Here is a 16584-nt window from a genome sequence, read left to right as displayed (position 1 = left end):
CACTCCGGCTCGAGGAGAGGCGATGACCCTCATGTATTTCCTCAGACGCGCGGCGTTCGCGGCATTTGCGCTGGCCGCGCTGATGACATCTGCGTTCTTCCTGGTCCGCCTCACCGGCGACCCGGTCGATCTTTACCTGCCGGTCGATGCTTCGGATGTGGCGCGAGAAGCCATGCGGGTGCGGCTCGGCCTTGATCGACCGCTTCTGGCCCAGTTCGCCGATTGGGCGGGCGACCTGCTCCGCTTGGACTTCGGCATGTCGCTTTGGCACAACCGGCCTGCGAGGGATGTGGTGCTGGAGGCGCTGCCGAACACGCTGGCGCTCGGCGCGATCGCGCTCACGCTGGCCTTCCTGATGGCGATCGTGTTCGGCTCCATTGCCGCCGTCCAAGCCGGCGGGTGGATCGATCGTGGCGTGAACGTTCTCTCGCAGGCCGCGGCGAGCGTTCCCGACTTCTGGCTCGGCCTAATGGGCGTATTGCTTTTTGCCGTAACGTTCCGGATCCTGCCAACCTCCGGCTTCGGCGGGCCGAGCTATTGGGTTCTGCCGGTCGCCTGCCTCTTTGCGAGGCCGTTTGGCACCCTGGTGCAGATCGTCCGGGGTTCGATGATCGAGGCGCTGAACGCGTCGTTCGTGCGTACCGCACGGGCCAAGGGCGCCCAGTCCGGTCGCGTCGTCTTCATCCACGCCCTGCGCAACGCGCTTCTTCCGGCCGTCACCGTCACAGGAGACCTCGCCGCGCAGTTTGCGGGTGGCGGTGGGGTGGTCGAAGTGGTGTTTGGTTTTCCGGGGATCGGCAAGCTCCTGATCGACGGCATCCTCAAGCGGGACTTCGCCATCGTGCAGGCGTCGATCTTTGCCGTGGCGGTGGTCATCTTCGTCATCAATATTCTGGTCGACATGCTCTATGCCGCCATCGATCCGCGCGTGAGGGTCGAATGACGGAAGTCTCGTCGGAACTCCTCCCTGCCCGCGAGCGCTTGAGCCGACGCATCCTCTGGCTCATGCGTGCGCTCGCGGGCGATCCGATGGCAGTCGCCGCGACGATCTGGCTGTTGATCGTGGCGATCGCGATCGTCGCCGATACGCTCTCGTTGTTGGGAGACAACCGTATCTCGCTGAAGGCGCGCAATCTGCCGCCATTCGACTTCGACCAGTCGTGGACACTGTGGCTTGGGGCCGATGCGCTTGGCCGTCCACTCCTCGTGCGCCTGGTCCAGGCGGCCTCCACGACCGTCGGGATCGCTCTCGCTACCGTCTTGACGAGCCTTGTGGGGGGAACGCTGCTCGGCGTCGTCGCCGGTTATTTCGGCGGCATGATCGGCAATCTGATCATGCGAGTCTCGGACATCATCCTCGGCTTCCCGACGCTGCTCGTGGCGCTATTCGGTCTCTACCTGTTCGGCCCGAGCGTCATGAATCTCGTGCTGGTTCTTGCGATCACCCGCATGCCCGCCTACATCCGGGTGGCCCGTGCCGAGACGCTCGAGGTTCGCGAACGTCTGTTCGTCGACGCGGCCCGGGTCTTCGGCGGCGGTCCAATATGGATTCTCCGAATCCACATTCTGCCGAGCGTTGCACCGACGATGCTGACGCTCGCATCCGTTAACCTTGCCATGGTCATGCTGTTTGAATCTGGGCTCAGCTACATCGGGCTCGGCATCCAGCCTCCCGCGGTCAGCTGGGGTTTGATGGTGGCGCAGGGTCAGGGATACCTCTCCTCGGCCTGGTGGCTGGGCTTCTTCCCCGGGCTTGCGGTCATGCTGACCACCATGTCTTTCAATCTCCTCGCCAACTGGTTCCGGATCGTCAACGACCCATCCCAGCGCTGGCGCCTTGCGAGCCGGAGGCGCTGTGGCTCTCCTGGAAATCACCGACCTTGAAGTCAGCTTCGATACGGCGGGCGGACGAATCCTTGCCCTCAACGGTGTTTCGTTTTCGCTTGACCGCGGCGAGGTGCTCGCCCTTCTCGGCGAAAGCGGTTCAGGCAAGTCGGTGACCGCCGCTGCGATCATGGATCTGATTCCCGATCCGCCGGGGGCGATCAGCCATAGATCGATCCGTTTCGATGGCCATAATCTGCTCGAAATGTCGACGACCGAGCGGAGATCGCTCTGCGGTGCCCGCATTGCCCTCATCTTCCAGGATGCCCTTGCCGCACTGAACCCGGTCTATCCGGTCGGCTGGCAGATCGCGGAGATGTTCCGGATCCATGGCCGCAGGCCGGCCGGCGGCATCGAGCGGGCCGTGCTCGCGCTTCTTGCGGCGGTCGGCATCCCGGACCCGGCGCTGCGTTCCAGACAGTACCCGCATGAATTTTCCGGCGGCATGCGTCAGCGGATCATGATCGCCATGGCAGTCGCGCTCGAACCGGACATCATCATTGCCGACGAGCCAACCACGGCGCTCGACGTCACCATCCGGGCGCAAATTGTCGATCTGCTGAACGCGGTACGCAAACGCAGTGGGGCCGGCATGATCTTCATCACACACGATCTCGGCGTCGTTGCCGAACTGGCCGACCGGGTCGCCGTGATGTATGCCGGCCGGATTGTCGAAACCGCGAGCGTTTCGGACCTCTTCGCCGAACCGAGGCACCCCTATAGTGTCGGCCTTCTCGCCTCCCGGCCGCGCATAGACGGAGTGTCGGTCGAACTCGTCCCGATCCCGGGTTCGGCTCCAAATCCGATCAACCTGCCGTCCGGGTGCGCATGCCGAACGCGCTGTCCCCGTGCGCAGGACCTCTGTGCACAGGTCGTCCCTGCCCTTCAAGCCCTCGGCGCTGGCCGTCAGGCCGCCTGCCATTTCCCGGTATCGAAAGCATGAAGCGTCCTCTCCTCAAAGTTGAAAACCTCTCCAAGCATTTCGGTAGCCCGCGAGCTCCCATCCGCGCCGTCGAAGACGTGAGTTTCGAGATTGCGCGCGGAGAGACGCTCGGGCTCGTCGGCGAGAGCGGATGTGGCAAGACCTCCCTCGTCAGGACCTTGCTGCGGCTGACGGATGCAACCAGCGGCAATGTGCTGCTCGACGGCGCGGACCTGAGCCGGGCACGCGGCAGGCAACTCCACGAGCTTCGCCGCAAGATGCAGGTCGTGTTCCAGGATCCCTACCAGTCGCTCAATCCACGCATGCGGGTCGACCGGCTGATCTCGGAACCATGGGCGCTGCAGCCCGGTACTTTGCCGCGCGCGCGGTGGGCGCAGGAAACGGTGAATCTGCTCGAAGCCGTCGGGCTGGGAGCGGAGCATGCCCATCGCTACCCGTCGGAATTCTCTGGAGGCCAGCGGCAGCGCCTCGGCATCGCCAGGGCACTTGCACTCACTGAGCTGCTCGTCTGTGACGAACCCGTCTCGGCTCTTGATGTATCGGTGCAAGCACAGGTCATAAACCTGCTCGGCAGGCTTCGACGCGAGCGCGATCTTGCAATGCTGTTCGTCGCCCATGACCTCGCGATCGTCCGGCATGTTTCCGATCGCGTGATGGTTATGTATCTCGGAAAGATCATCGAGACCGGGCCCAAGCAAGCGATCTTCGGTGCACCGGCCCATCCCTACACGCAGGCGTTGCTCTCCGCGGTTCCGTCACCGGATCCGCTCCTTCGCGGCACTCGGAAGCGCATTGTTCTTCAGGGCGAGCTGCCAAGCCCGGCCAATCCTCCGAGCGGATGCCGCTTCCGAACGCGCTGCTGGAAGGCAACGTCCCTCTGCGCCGAACAGGAGCCTGCACTGACGGCAAGAACATCGACCCGAGGGCTGCTCACCGCATGCCACCACGCTGAGCCGGATCGATTGTCAACGGCGGCGGCTTAGAATTCGCGGCCTGGACTGGCCACCTGCCATGACGACCGCCAGCCTCCAGCTCCTTGCCTCGAGCGGACTCTGGCGGCGCTCGAGCATGCCCGCTGGCGCAACCCATTCCATTATGGTTCCCGATGACTCATTATGCAATCTATTGAGGACGGAACGAGATCACCCCCTGCTGCGCGCTTGCGTTGGCTGAGGTACGGCTTCTCTCGATCCAAGGCGGCCCTTCAAAGAGGCAAATCCGCGTTCTACCGGAACTGCTCGAAACACGTACGCTGAGGGTAAACAGAGTGTGGACATGCATCCGAATGCGGTAGGCCGCAGATCGGGTGCGAAGAGATCGGGCCTGGGCTCGTTTTTGTTTCCTTTTGGCCGAAGTGGGTTCGCTACCTTGAAAAAACGGTAACTTTGTCGCGCGTTCCCTGGACACTCCCGGCAATCGATCATTGAGGGCACTATTGACGCCACAATCACGGCTGGCTATAGCGGGCACATATCTTGAGTTTGTGACTCAAGATATGTGCGATGCGAAAGAGCGAGCGTGAGGCCGGAACGCATGGAATATTGCCTTCTCTCCCCAGCACAATTGATCCCAACAGAAGAGGTGAACCTCGACAGCGTCGATGCACTGCAGGCCCAAATCCTGCAAGCAGGCTCATGGACCGCGCCAATAACAGCCGAGAAGGATGCCTTGTTCGTGATGGACGGCCATCACCGGTTGACAGTTGCGCATCGCCTCCGGCTCACCACGGTGCCCGTAGTTCTTCTCGACTATGATTCGGTGCGGGTGGAGAGTTGGCGCCCGGGTGAGAACATAACTCCGGCGGAAATCTTCGCGATGGCGCGCAGCGGCCGCAAGTTTCCCTACAAGACGACCCGGCACATTTTTGCCCACGGCTTGCCGATATGCGATGTGCCGCTTGAGCTTTTAAGCAGTCCCGCTCCGATGGACATGGCGCCGGTCTTTTCCGCGGGGGCGCTGTGATGACGCTGCATTGCCAGAAGATCGGCCATGGGCTGCCACCGATTTTGCGATCGGCGACTGCGGACCTTCTCACCATACACGGTCCTCTTCTTTTCGATTGGGCCGCCCGCCACGGCTCGCCCCTCAATCTGGTTTGGCCGGACGCGCTGCAGGAGAATCTCGCCGCCTTGAAAGGTGTGCTAACTGAGTGCCGCGTCGAGCATGCGATTTATTACGGGGCGAAGGTCAACAAATCGCCCGGGCTGATGCAGGCAGCGCTCAGCGCAGGCGCCGGGCTCGACGTCTCCAGTCTTTACGAAATTCGCGACGCAAGGCTGCTAGGGGCCGAGGGTGTCAGGCTCGTGGCGACAGGGCCGGCGAAGACGGGCGCATTTCATCAAGAGCTGATCGATTGCAACGCGCTGATATCGGTGGACTCGCCGGAAGAGCTGGAGGATCTCATCCACGGTCTGCCGGCAGATGTTGGTCCACAGCCGATCCTCTTGCGTTTGCGGCCGAGGAACCAGAGCAAGAGCCGCTTCGGGATGCCGGCCGACGCGGTCGTTCATTGCCTCGCTCGGCTCGCCGGTGAAAGCAGGTTGCGTTTCGACGGGCTGCATTTCCACCTCAGCGGCTATCTCTGGGAGACCCGTGTCGCAGCGCTCAGCGAGGCCGCCGACCTCATTGCCGAAGCCCGGCGGATGGGATTTTCTCCGCGCATGATCGATATTGGCGGTGGCCTGCCTATCCAATATGTCGACCGAGCCAGGTACGAAGCGCATCTCGCGGCGCAGGCGCCCGAGGACTACCGCAACGGGAAAATACCGGACTCTTTCTATCCCTATGGCAGCACTCTTTCGGCAGCCGACTGGCTGCACCGGCTCTTGGAGGCGGAGATGAGCCAGGGCCGAAGCGTAGCCGGCTACCTGGCGCGTGAGGGTCTCACGCTGGCGATGGAGCCGGGCCGCGCTCTGGCCGACCAGGCGGCGATCACCGTCTTCCGGATCTCGCGGGTGAAGGCACTCGGTCCGGATTCGCACGTCATCTTTGTCGAGGGCAGCAGTTTCAGCGCCTGCGAAACCTGGTTCGCTTCCGAATTCCTGGTCGATCCGATTCTCGTGCCGGCCACGAGGCCGGCCGCTCAATCGCCGCCGATCCGCGCCTATCTGGCCGGTCACAGCTGCCTGGATGAGGACGTTCTCAGCAACAGATGGCTGAGCTTCCCGATCGCGCCGCATGCCGGTGACCTTCTGGTCTACGCCAACACCGGCGGCTATCAGATGGATCTCCTCGAAAACGAATTCCATCGCCACGCCATGCCCGCCCGCCTCTGCGTCGTGAAGGACGCGGAAGGGCATCCCATTCTCGTTCCCGACACAATTGGAGAGGTTTAGATGCTGCACACGACCGTAACGCAATTGATCGGCCAGACGCCGGTCATGTCGATCGACGTACCCGGCCGCAACGCCACCCTTGTTCTGAAGATCGAGAAGAACAATCCCGGCGGCTCGATGAAGGATCGTATGGCGCGCAGCATGGTGGTTGCGGCGCTTGAGGATGGGCGCCTCGCTCCCGGCGGCACGATCGTTGAATCATCGTCCGGAAATACCGGCACGGGGCTGGCGCTCGCAGCGCTGGAATTCGGTCTGCGCTTCATCGCCGTGGTGGACCACCATGCAGCGCCCGAAAAGATCCGCATGATGCGGGCGCTCGGGGCCGAGATCCGCTATGTCGAAGGCGACTTTCGCGAGGACGAGGTCGCGGTTGTCGAGCGCCAACGCCTCGCCGCGCAGCTCGGCGCGCAGCTTCCGGGCGCGCTGTTCATGAACCAGTCCGACAATCCGGCAAATCCGGAAGGCTATGCCGGCCTCGTGGACGAACTGGTTGCCCAACTTCCCGGCGGCATCGACGCCTTTGTCGGCTGCGTCGGGACCGGCGGCTCGATGACCGGAATCTCCCAGGGTCTGAAGCGCCACAATCCGGCGGTGCGCACCATTGCCGTGGAACCGGCCGGCTCGATCGTCTTCGGCAAGCCGGGGCACCCCTACTACCAGTCCGGAACGGGCACGCCCGCCGGCGACGAGGTCGGCAAGGTGCTCGACTATGGCTGCATCGACGAAGGTGTGCAGGTGACCGACACGCAAGCCTTCGAGACGGCACGCTATATCGCCCGGCGCAAGGGACTGCTTGTTGGCGGCTCGACCGGCGGTGCCATCTACAAGGCGCTGGAATTCATTGCTGCGGGCACGCTCACCGGCACGGTTGTCACCACGGTCGCCGATGGCGGCGAGAAGTATCTGGGCACGATTTTCGACGAAGAATGGATGGCGCAGCGCCGCCTGCTCGATTCAGCAATCGCTGCCCAGTTGGATCGCTGGCTCTTCGGAAGGGCGCGGGCAGCATGAAGGTAACCATTTGCGGTGCTGGCCGCACCGGACATTTGAATGCGGTCCTTTTCAAGCAGAACGCGGCCATCGAGGTTTCGGTCCTGACCACCTCCACCGCGGTCGCCGAGCGATGGGCAAGTGGGGACGATCTCTGGCAAGCAGAGACGCGAGACGGTCGCATCTTGAGCGCCAGGCCCGACCATGTCGGAACCGATCCAAGCCAGATGCTCGACAATGCCGACATGGTCGTCATAACGCAACCCGCCCAGGCAAGATCGGTGCTTTTGCACCGCATAGCTGCACATCTGCCTCCGGATAAGAGCGTCTATGTCGGCGCAATTCCCGGTTTTTGCGGCTTCGACTGGCTCGCGGCAAAGGCGCTCTCGGGGCGTGACAATGTCGTGATCTGGGGCATGAAGGACGTGCCCCATATCGCCTTCGATCTGATTGCAGGCCAGCACGTGCGTATGGGCGGCGCCAAGGCAGAACTCTTCGTTGCGCTCCATCGCCGCGAAAGCGCGGCGAGCGGCGCGGCACTCGTGGCAATGTTGAACCGCCTCTATGAGGCACCCGTCACCCTGTTGCGGGATTATCTCGAAATCACGCTGACGCCGGGCAATGCGCTGATGCACCCGGCCGTGCTCTACGCGCTCATCGGCCCCGGCGCACCCTGGGAAAAAAGACCGTTTGACGAACCGCTATGCTGGTGGAGCGACTGCTCGCAAGCAGGCGCCGAGCTCCTGGAAGCTTGCGATGCGGAAAACCAGGCGATCCGCCGGGCAAGCGAGGCGCGTCTCGGCATTGATCTCAGCTCCGTGAAGCCGCTTCAGCAGGAACTGATCGAAGCCTATGGCGACCAGATCCAGGATGACCGAACCATGTACACACTTCTACGCACCAATCGCGCCTATGCGGGCATTCGTGCCCCCCTTGTTCCCAACCCACATGGCCCGGGACTCGTCATCGATCGCGGAAGCCGCGCCTTCCATGAGGATATCGCTTTCGGACAGGCGCTGCTCGTCACGATGGCAGAACGGCTCGACGTGGCGGTACCGGCCATCGCCAAGACCTATAGCTGGGCGCGCGATTACCACGGCCAATTGGCCGCGGGCACACCGGACTATGTGCCAGCCGACTGGCCGGAGGCCGCCTGATGGACGAGAAGACGCCTTCTGTGACAAATCCCGTCGAGAACGAGGATCTTGCGCTTTTGACGCAGGCATCGCGCAACGCGATCAACCGGCTGGTGCGCTGCCTGTTCGCCGAGCGCCTGCTCGAGCCGAACGCCTTGCTGTGGGCACGCGACGGCCGCCAGACCTGGTTTCCCCTCTGGGCCTCGCGGCGTGTACTCCATTTCACCGACTTGCATCTCGCGCCTGCCGGAACCTTGCGGAACCGCGGACAGATCGAAGTGCTGGACGGGAGCGGAGCACGACAGCGGATCGATGATCCCGCCGCCCTGATGCGGGCGATTGCCCCCTCTCTCGCGATCACGACTGCTCCCGACGAACTGGAGCATCTGCTGCGCGACGTGGACAACAGCATGCGCAACGACATGCTGGCGCGCCGCGAGCGCGAGCGCTGGAGCGCCGCGCTGCGCCAGAAAATCGCCGAAGCCGGCGCGTCCGGCTTCCTTGCCTATCTCGAAGGAAGTCTCCCGCCACACCTTGCCGCGATGACTCTCGACCAATGGGGCGCGCTCGAAGGCCATCCCTTCTATCCGACCTGGAAGGCCAAGCCCGGCCTGCCGCCGGAGGACGTCGCGGCATTGTCGCCCGAGTTCGGCGCGCGCGTGTCCCTGCGCATCGCGGCGCTGCGCAGCAACTGGGCTTACGTCGAAAAGATGCCGCATGTCGGCAGCTATTCGGAATGGTTCGCCGAGAACTTCCCGGACCTCTGGCGTGACTGGGCCAAAGGGCTGAAAGCGCGGGGCAAGTCGCCCGGGGACTGGCTGCCGCTGCCGGTCCACGCCTGGCATTTGGAGCATTTCGTGCGCCGCGAATTCGCGCCGGAGATCGAAGCCGGCGTTTTCGATCCGGACGGCCCGGAGATCGTGACGCTGCCGTCCATGTCGTTCCGCACGATGCTGCCGGAAACCGAGGCGCCGAGACCCTTCATCAAACTGCCGGTCGCGATCTGGATGACGAGCGAGCAGCGCACGCTGCAGGCGAAATCGATCCACATGGGACCGCGACTCAGCGCGTTGATTTCCGAAATTCTGTCGAAGGAGGACGATCTCAGAAGCGAGCTGGAGATCTTCATCGAAGAACTGGGTGCGATCCTGCACCATCTGGATACGGGCGACGAGCACCCCGGCCGCTTCCTGTCCGTCGTCTATCGCAACACCGATGCTCTCGCACGCAAAGATGGCCTGCTGCCGGTAACGGTCGCGGCGTTGCTGACGGCAAGCCCGCTGGACGGCCGCCCGCTCATTTGCGAGCTCATCGCCAGAAATGGTGACGAGTGCGAAGCGGCCGTCGCAGCGTTCTTCCGCGCCTATGCGCGCATCGTCGTCCGGCCGGCACTGGCCATGTATCTTCTCTACGGAATTGCCTTCGAGGCACATCAGCAAAACAGCACGATCCTCTTCAACGATCGCGGCCTGCCGCGGAAACTGCTGATCCGCGACTTCGGCGACGGTCGCAGTTTCGCGCCGCTCTTCAAGGAGCGCGGTTACGAGCTGGAGCCATTCAGCCGCAAAGGCATTCTGCCGACCACCTTCGATGACGATATCGCTCTCGTGCGCTCCTTCGTCATCGATGCCTGCTTTGTCTGCCACCTTCATGAGATCGCGCTTTGCCTCACCGAGCAGTATTCGATGACCGGTGACAGCCTGTGGCGCATCCTGCGGGAAGAGACGGAAGCGGCGTTCGAGGCGCTCAGGCCGCGCATGCTGTCGGATGCGTTCTGGACCGAGGAGCGCGACGCTTTCCTCGAACAGCCCTGGCCGACGCGCTCGGTCCTCAGGATGCATCTGGAGCGCTATCGCGATTACCGGGTCGAACATCATCTGCCCAATCCGCTGACGAGCGCGCAATGACCGGGACAGTCGCCGGGCTGCGCGGCTTCGGACCAGTCTTCGCGCTGCTCTTCGCACTGCAGTTCATTTCCATGGGCGCCATGGAAATGAGCGGCCCTTTCTGGCCGATCCAGATCATGGCGTTGAGCCCTTCCGACGGCGTCTTCGGCTTGGCGGGGATCGGCGTCTATGTCTGCCCCATGCTTGGCGTGTCCCTGACAAGCGCCTTCTGGGGGCGGATGGGGGACCGCTATGGCAATCGCCTGATGATGGTCCGAGCCCTGACTGGCCTGGCGGTAACGCAACTCCTCGTCGCCTTTGCCGACGACGTCTGGACCATTCTGGCGCTGCGATTCCTGCAGGGTGCCTGCGCCGGCTATATCGCTCCGGCCCAGGCCTATGGCGTCGAGGTCACCGGCGGGCGCGATCGCGCCCGCCTCTTCGCCTGGCTGCAGGTGGCGACGAATGTCGGCTCGCTGGGCGGCGCTTTCCTCGGCGGGCTTATCCTCGACGCCTTGCCTTTTGAGGCCGTCAACCTCACCGCCGGCGTGATCTGCGCATTCTGTGCCGCTGTCGCCTGGACAAGCCTGCCGGTTCCACCAGGAGGAGCGGCACTCGCGGTAACCGCGAAGGCGACAACAGCCTCTTGCGCGCCTTCCACGGGTGTGTCCGTGCTCGCACTACTTGCGCTGATGGGATTGCTGCTTGCGAGCAGGATGGTGCTGCAGGTGCCCTTTTCCCTCTATATGTCGGAGGTCTACGGCGCTCAGCATTGGAGCACGGGTTTGAGCTACGGCCTTCTTGCGCTCGGCTTTGTCGTCGCAGCGCCGGTGTGGGCCCGGACCTTCGAAGGGCGAGCGCCGTCTTTTGTGCTCGGATGGAACGTGGTGATCGCTGGCGGATGCTTCGTCGTCACCGGGCTCGCTGGCTCGACCCGTGCGATAGGGCTGTTCGCAGCGCTCTATTTTGCCTGGGGCGCGCTGCTTGGAGGAACGACACCGGTTCTCCTGTCGCTCGTCTCGGCCGCGACGCGAAGCGAAAGGCAGGGATCGGTCCTGGGGCTTGCGCAGACCTGCCAGCAGGGCGCTTCGGTCGTCGGGATCATTGCAGGAGTCGCCGCCACGCAACGTTTTGGGCTCAAGGCAGCTTTCCCGCTCGTCACGGGCATCTACGGCCTGTCTTTTCTCGTGGCGCTCGGCCTGTGGCTCAAGGCGCGCCAATCATTTCGGTAAAGGAGAAATATCGTGTTAAAACATTGTCTCTTGGCGCGTGCCATGTTGACAGCTCTTGTCTCTATCATCTTGGGTCTGGCAACGGCCTTCGCCGGCGAACAGCCTGCAGCGACGCAAGCACCGATCACAGTCACCGACATTGCAGGCCGGCAAGTGACCGTGAACGGGCCCGTCAAGCGCATTCTTCTCGGAGAGGGGCGGCAGCTCTACCTCATTGCTTCGCTCGAAGCGGACGATCCACTGGCTCGCGTCGTCGCCTGGCGCAACGACCTGATCGAGGCCGACCCCGCCACCTATCAGCAGTATCTCGATGCCTATCCCAAATTGGCCGAGCTGCCGGCCTTCGCGGGCAAGGAGAACGGCTTGATCGATATCGAATCGACGATCGTCCGGAAGCCCGACGTCGTTCTTCTCAATCTCGAGGCGATGCGTGCCAACGAAGATGCCAAATATATCGAGAAACTGGCCGAGCTGAACATTCCGGTCCTCTACATCGACTTCCGCCACTATCCGCTGAAGAACACCGAGCCGACCATTCGCCTCCTCGGCAAGATCATGGGGCGCGAGGCGCGCGCGGAAGAGATCATCGCGTTTCGTCGCGAGGCGATGGCCCGCGTCACCGACGTCATAGCCCAAGCGAAGCCGGAGCTCCCCAGGGTGTTCATCGAGCGGATCGGCGGCTATGCCGATGATTGCTGCCTTTCCTTCGGCGCGGAGAACTTCGGCAAATATGTCGAGCTCGCCGGCGGACACAATATCGGCAGCGACATTCTTCCCTCGACCTTCGGACAGCTCAATCCCGAACAGGTGATCGCATCCAATCCCGAGCATGTTGTCGTCACCAGCGCCGACTGGGAGGCCTATGTGCCCGGTGGACATTGGATTCCGCTCGGCCCCGGCGTCGATGCGAGGGTGACCCGGCAAAGGCTCGAATGGTTCACCACCCGCAGCGCCTACACCGACATCGCAGCGCAGAAGACGCGGAACTTTCACGGCATCTGGCACCAATTCTACAACAGCCCTTACGAGTTCTTTGCCGTCCAGCAACTGGCGAAATGGTTCCATCCAGACCTGTTTACCGATCTCGACCCGGACGCGACGTTCGCCGAGTATCACCGCCGTTTCCTGCCGATCCCCTATCGGCCTGGCTATGCCGTGAGCCTTTCCGGCAGTGCGGATTGACGGTATCCGAAGAGCCGAGCCGGCCCTGGTCCAACTCGGTGCGGATCGGGGTTAGTTACAAGCGGACACAATGGTCTCCAGCAGGCGAGGTTCTCAGTTCCGAGAGCCTCGCCTTTGCCTTGTGCGGCGGCGAGGCGGCGGCACTTCAGGACGGCCGCCCCGAAGTTCATCGATCGTCCGTTCGACCCGACCATCAAACAGCAGAAAGCGCCGGCCATAGGCCGGCGCTTCCATGGAGATCACCAAAGGTGGCAGGTCGCGTCCTGCGGCGACCCGGCAATCAGAAATCGGTCGTCATCGACACCTTCACGGTCAGCGGCGCACCTTGCGATATCGTCCCGAAGCTTGCGACGCCGGACCAGTAGTCGAGGTCGAAGACGTTCTCGACGTTGGCCTGGAGGGTGACCGGCCTCTCATTGATCTCGGTCAGGTAGCGGGCGCCGAGGTCAAGCCGCGTCCAGGAGGGGATTTCCTGGGTGTTGGCGGTGTTCACAAACTGCTCGTCCGTGTGGATGACGTTGCCGGTGAGCGTCAGACCAGGCAAGAAGGGCGTATCCCACTCCGCCCCCAGATTGACCTGCAGCGAAGGAACGCCGATCGGCGTATTGCCGCGCGTCGCGTCATCGGGCGTTTTCGTGATTTCACCATGAATGAAGGTGACGCCACCGAGCACTCGGATCTCGGAGGTCACCTCGCCGAAGACGTTCAACTCCACCCCGCGGTTGCGCTGCTCGCCGCCTTCGACGAAGACCAGATCGCTGCCGCGTGTCTCGAGCACGCCGAATGGCTTTTCGATCTGGAACGCACTGACGGTCACGGCGACCCGACCCAAGTCAACCTTGGTGCCGATTTCGTACTGCCTGGATCGGTAGGGCGCGAGCGTTTCGCCCGAATTGATGGCCGTCGTCGGAGCGGTGTCGCCGACGCTCAATCCCTCGACGTAGTTGGCATAGAAGGCGATGTTGTCCCACGGCTTGACGACAATGCCGGCGAGCGGCGTCAGTGCACTCTCATCGGAAGAGCTTGTGACATCGCCCGTGACCGGGCTGTAGTTTTCCGTGTCAATGTGCTGCCAACGCCCACCCAAAGTCAGTTGCAGGCGCTCGTCGAACATCGACATCGTGTCGGAAAGCGCGACACCGTTGAGGATGTTTTCCGAGACCCTTGGCACATGCGTCGGCTGCGGCACATCCTGCTCGGGGCGAGGAAGCGGATCGAAGATATTGGTCAGTTGCGCGGTACCTGAATTCGAACCGCGAGCGAGACGCTGCTGCAGTCCACTGACCTGGAAGGTGACCGAGTGATCGATAGCGGCCGTCTCGAACTCGGCGCGAACGCCCGTCTCGGCTGTCAGCCGGTCGACATCGAAAATGAAGTTTTGCGGCGTGACGCTGACATCGCCTGCCGAGTTAAGCAGCAATGGCGTGCCGAAGAGCCGCTCGACCCGCGAATTCCCACCGCCGACGGCTGCGAACACGGTGACGGCGTCGCTCACGTCATACTCGACCCGCCCCAACCAGGACAGGTCGTCAGTCCTTGCCCATTCCCACGGCTCCTGAACATTGGAACGGCCGTCCGGTGCGTCGGGAATTTCAAAGCTGCCAAACGGGAAGAATGGGCGCAATGGGGCGTCGATGTCCTGCCGCTGCCCGATGACGTCTAGCGTCGCCCTGAAGTCTTCGCCCTCGTAGTCGAGCGCCAGTGCCCCGACCGCGACGTCGAGCGACTGGTTGTCGATCGCCGTGTCGCCCCCGTGATAGCTGCCGTTGAAGCGGACACCGAACTGGCGTTCGTCCCCGAAACGACGGCTGACGTCCACATGGCCGCCGCCGTAAAGATCGGAAGCATAGTCGGTCGTCACTCGGGTCAGGTCGACGTCGGAAGCGCGCTTCGGCACAATGTTGATGGTGCCGCCGACGCTGCTGTTCGGTGAGACGCCGTAGAGGAGTGCTGTCGGCCCTTTGAGGACCTCCACGCGTTCGATATAGTCCGTAAACAGGCGGTAGGTCGGGGCAACGCCGTAGACGCCATCGAAAGCGACCTCGCCGAAGTTCCCCTCATTCAAAGGGAAGCCCCTGATGTAAAACGAGTCCAGCATGCCGCCCGATGCGTGCGTGCTTCTGACCGACGGGTCGTTGGCCAGGACGTCGGCTACGGTCTTCGCATTCTGGTTTTCAATGGTCTCCGCCGTGTAGCTGGTGATATTGAATGGCGTGTCCATGAAGTCGCGGTTGCCGAGCAAGCCCACGCGACCGCCGCGCGCCACCTGCCCCCCGGCATAGCCTTCCGGCTCAGTGCCGATCGTTCCAGTCGAGGCCCCCGCCTTCACCTCGAGCCGCTCCAGCGCCGTCGCATCTTGCGCCAGAGCGGCGCGGCTTACCGTTGCCAGCAAAACGGCTAGCAGTCCAACACGCAGTTCCATACCCAGTCCCCTCTTAAATAGTGACCAAAGCAGCCGGCTCCATTCAGGGAGCTGGTGCGTTGGCACAAAGGGGTGTTAGATAACTTGATTTTTTCTGTCAAGAAATAGAGAGCATGATTTTGACACTTACTCACTGGCACACTCAACGCGCACCAGTCGATAAACGTCTCAATTGAGCCGAATGCGGACAAATGGGTTGCGATGCGTCCCATTTAAACTGCGCTGCCGAAGACAAAGCACCGCGATGCATAGCCGCTGGATGAGGACGGCTGAACGTCAGCCTTCTTCGATTCCGACGATCGCCGAGGAACTGCGTGAAGCGCGGAGTCGCCGGACCACTAGACCTACGCGGCGCCGCGATCCCAGCTCGGAGATGGATCGGGCAGCTTGCGCCAGAGGTTGGGAAGGAAGGCCGGGCTTGCGACCAAGCAGGCATCGAGCTCCGCGCGGATTTGCGCTTCGTCCATCGGATCAGCACCGATAAAGACGATCTCCTGCCGCCGGTCGCCCCAGTTCGGATCGAGATACGGCTTCAGCATCTGCAGGAAGCCGGGGTCCTGGGGCCATTGCTCCCTTGGCACTGATGACCACCACAGGCCCATCTTGCCCGTCCTCACGAGGGCGCCGGCCTGACTGATTTCACCGACGTAATGTGGCCGCGTCGCCAGCCAGAAGAACCCCTTGGCGCGCACGACGCCGGGCCATGACCTGTCGATGAAGGCCTGGAATCGGGTGGGATCGAAAGGCTTCTTGGCCCGATAGACGAAGGAGCGAATGCCGTATTCTTCCGTTTCAGGGATGTGGTCCTTGAAGCCGTGCAGTTCCTTGAACCAGAGCGGATGTGTCTCCGCTTTGGCGAAATTGAAGCGGCCAGTGCCCAGAACCTCCTTCAGCTCGATCTTGCCGAAGTCGGCTTCGATGAGCTTGGCGTCGGGGTTCAGGCCGACGATGATCTTGCGCGCTGCATCGCGCTGTTCGGGCGTGGCTGTGCTGATCTTGTTGAGGATCACGACGTCGGCGAACTCGATCTGCTCAACCAGGAGATCGACGATGGTGCGATTGTCCCCCTCCCCGGCGGTCTCACCGCGGTCGGACAGGAAATCCGCTGATCCATAGTCTTTCAGCAGATTTGCGGCGTCGACAACCGTGACCATCGTGTCGAGCCTTGCTACCTCAGAGAGGCTCAGGTCATTCTCGTCGCGGAAGTCGAAAGTAGCCGCCACCGGGAGCGGCTCGGCGATGCCGGTCGACTCGATCAGCAGATAGTCAAACCGACCCTCTTCGGCCAGCGCGCGCACTTCCCTCAGAAGGTCATCGCGGAGCGTGCGACAGATGCAGCCATTGGTCATTTCAACCAGTTGCTCCTGCGTGCGCGAGAGGTTGGCGCCGCCATCGCGCACGAGCGCGGCGTCGATATTCACCTCACTCATGTCGTTGACGATGACCGCAACGCGCATGCCGTCTCGATTGGCAAGGATATGGTTGAGGAGTGTTGTCTTGCCGGCGCCAAGAAAGCCGGACAGGACAGTGACAGGAAGTTTCTTCATCGGCTGCAAATCCCTTTAAGGAAGAAC

Annotated in this window: 13 protein-coding genes; 11 read left to right on the top strand and 2 right to left on the bottom strand. The window is 62.6% G+C overall.

Annotated elements, in window-relative coordinates; all coding sequences use genetic code 11:
- Positions 1-22: 22 nt before the first annotated feature.
- From CO676_RS28845 to CO676_RS28795, 11 genes are all read left to right on the top strand, one after another.
- The gene (locus CO676_RS28845) at positions 23-943 is read left to right on the top strand and encodes an ABC transporter permease (RefSeq protein ID WP_097523617.1); all 921 of its coding nucleotides are present in this window, start codon (positions 23-25) and stop codon (positions 941-943) included.
- The gene (locus CO676_RS28840) at positions 940-1884 is read left to right on the top strand and encodes an ABC transporter permease (protein ID WP_097523616.1); all 945 of its coding nucleotides are present in this window, start codon (positions 940-942) and stop codon (positions 1882-1884) included. The genes CO676_RS28845 and CO676_RS28840 overlap by 4 nt, the downstream gene beginning before the upstream one ends.
- Entirely contained in the window at positions 1856-2827 is a 972-nt protein-coding gene (locus CO676_RS28835; protein WP_097523615.1) for an ABC transporter ATP-binding protein, read from the top strand. Before CO676_RS28840 ends, CO676_RS28835 begins: the two co-directional genes overlap by 29 nt.
- Positions 2824-3810: an oligopeptide/dipeptide ABC transporter ATP-binding protein gene (locus CO676_RS28830; RefSeq protein WP_097523614.1), complete on the top strand. Its 987-nt coding sequence runs from the start codon at positions 2824-2826 to the stop codon at positions 3808-3810. Before CO676_RS28835 ends, CO676_RS28830 begins: the two co-directional genes overlap by 4 nt.
- A gap of 550 nt (positions 3811-4360) precedes the next feature.
- Positions 4361-4789, top strand: a complete 429-nt coding sequence (locus tag CO676_RS28825) for a ParB N-terminal domain-containing protein (RefSeq protein WP_097523613.1) — start codon at positions 4361-4363, stop codon at positions 4787-4789.
- On the top strand, positions 4789-6162 hold the full coding sequence (locus CO676_RS28820) for a Y4yA family PLP-dependent enzyme (protein WP_097523612.1): 1374 nt from the start codon (positions 4789-4791) through the stop codon (positions 6160-6162). The genes CO676_RS28825 and CO676_RS28820 overlap by 1 nt, the downstream gene beginning before the upstream one ends.
- On the top strand, positions 6163-7173 hold the full coding sequence (locus tag CO676_RS28815; protein WP_097523611.1) for a cysteine synthase family protein: 1011 nt from the start codon (positions 6163-6165) through the stop codon (positions 7171-7173). It begins immediately after the preceding gene.
- Complete coding sequence (locus CO676_RS28810) at positions 7170-8309, top strand: NAD/NADP octopine/nopaline dehydrogenase family protein (protein ID WP_097523610.1); 1140 nt, start codon at positions 7170-7172, stop codon at positions 8307-8309. The genes CO676_RS28815 and CO676_RS28810 overlap by 4 nt, the downstream gene beginning before the upstream one ends.
- Positions 8309-10195: an IucA/IucC family protein gene (locus CO676_RS28805; protein ID WP_097523609.1), complete on the top strand. Its 1887-nt coding sequence runs from the start codon at positions 8309-8311 to the stop codon at positions 10193-10195. The genes CO676_RS28810 and CO676_RS28805 overlap by 1 nt, the downstream gene beginning before the upstream one ends.
- Positions 10192-11406 carry an MFS transporter gene (locus CO676_RS28800; RefSeq protein ID WP_097523608.1) on the top strand — a complete coding sequence of 405 codons (1215 nt, stop codon included), beginning with the start codon at positions 10192-10194 and terminating at the stop codon, positions 11404-11406. Before CO676_RS28805 ends, CO676_RS28800 begins: the two co-directional genes overlap by 4 nt.
- Positions 11407-11448: 42 nt before the next feature.
- Entirely contained in the window at positions 11449-12588 is a 1140-nt protein-coding gene (locus CO676_RS28795) for an ABC transporter substrate-binding protein (RefSeq protein ID WP_097523625.1), read from the top strand.
- 280 nt (positions 12589-12868) lie between these two features.
- Here the strand turns inward: CO676_RS28795 and CO676_RS28790 are convergent, their stop codons facing one another.
- Complete coding sequence (locus CO676_RS28790; protein WP_097523607.1) at positions 12869-15010, bottom strand: TonB-dependent siderophore receptor; 2142 nt, start codon at positions 15008-15010, stop codon at positions 12869-12871.
- A gap of 344 nt (positions 15011-15354) precedes the next feature.
- Positions 15355-16557 carry a GTP-binding protein gene (locus CO676_RS28785; RefSeq protein WP_097523606.1) on the bottom strand — a complete coding sequence of 401 codons (1203 nt, stop codon included), beginning with the start codon at positions 16555-16557 and terminating at the stop codon, positions 15355-15357.
- Positions 16558-16584 lie beyond the last annotated feature (27 nt).

Origin of the sequence: Sinorhizobium sp. BJ1, from assembly GCF_002531555.1 — a bacterium.
GTDB classification, from domain to species: Bacteria; Pseudomonadota; Alphaproteobacteria; order Rhizobiales; family Rhizobiaceae; genus Sinorhizobium; species Sinorhizobium fredii_B.
Note: the sequence above shows the minus strand (reverse complement) of the source record. Positions and strands in the feature narration are given on the sequence as shown.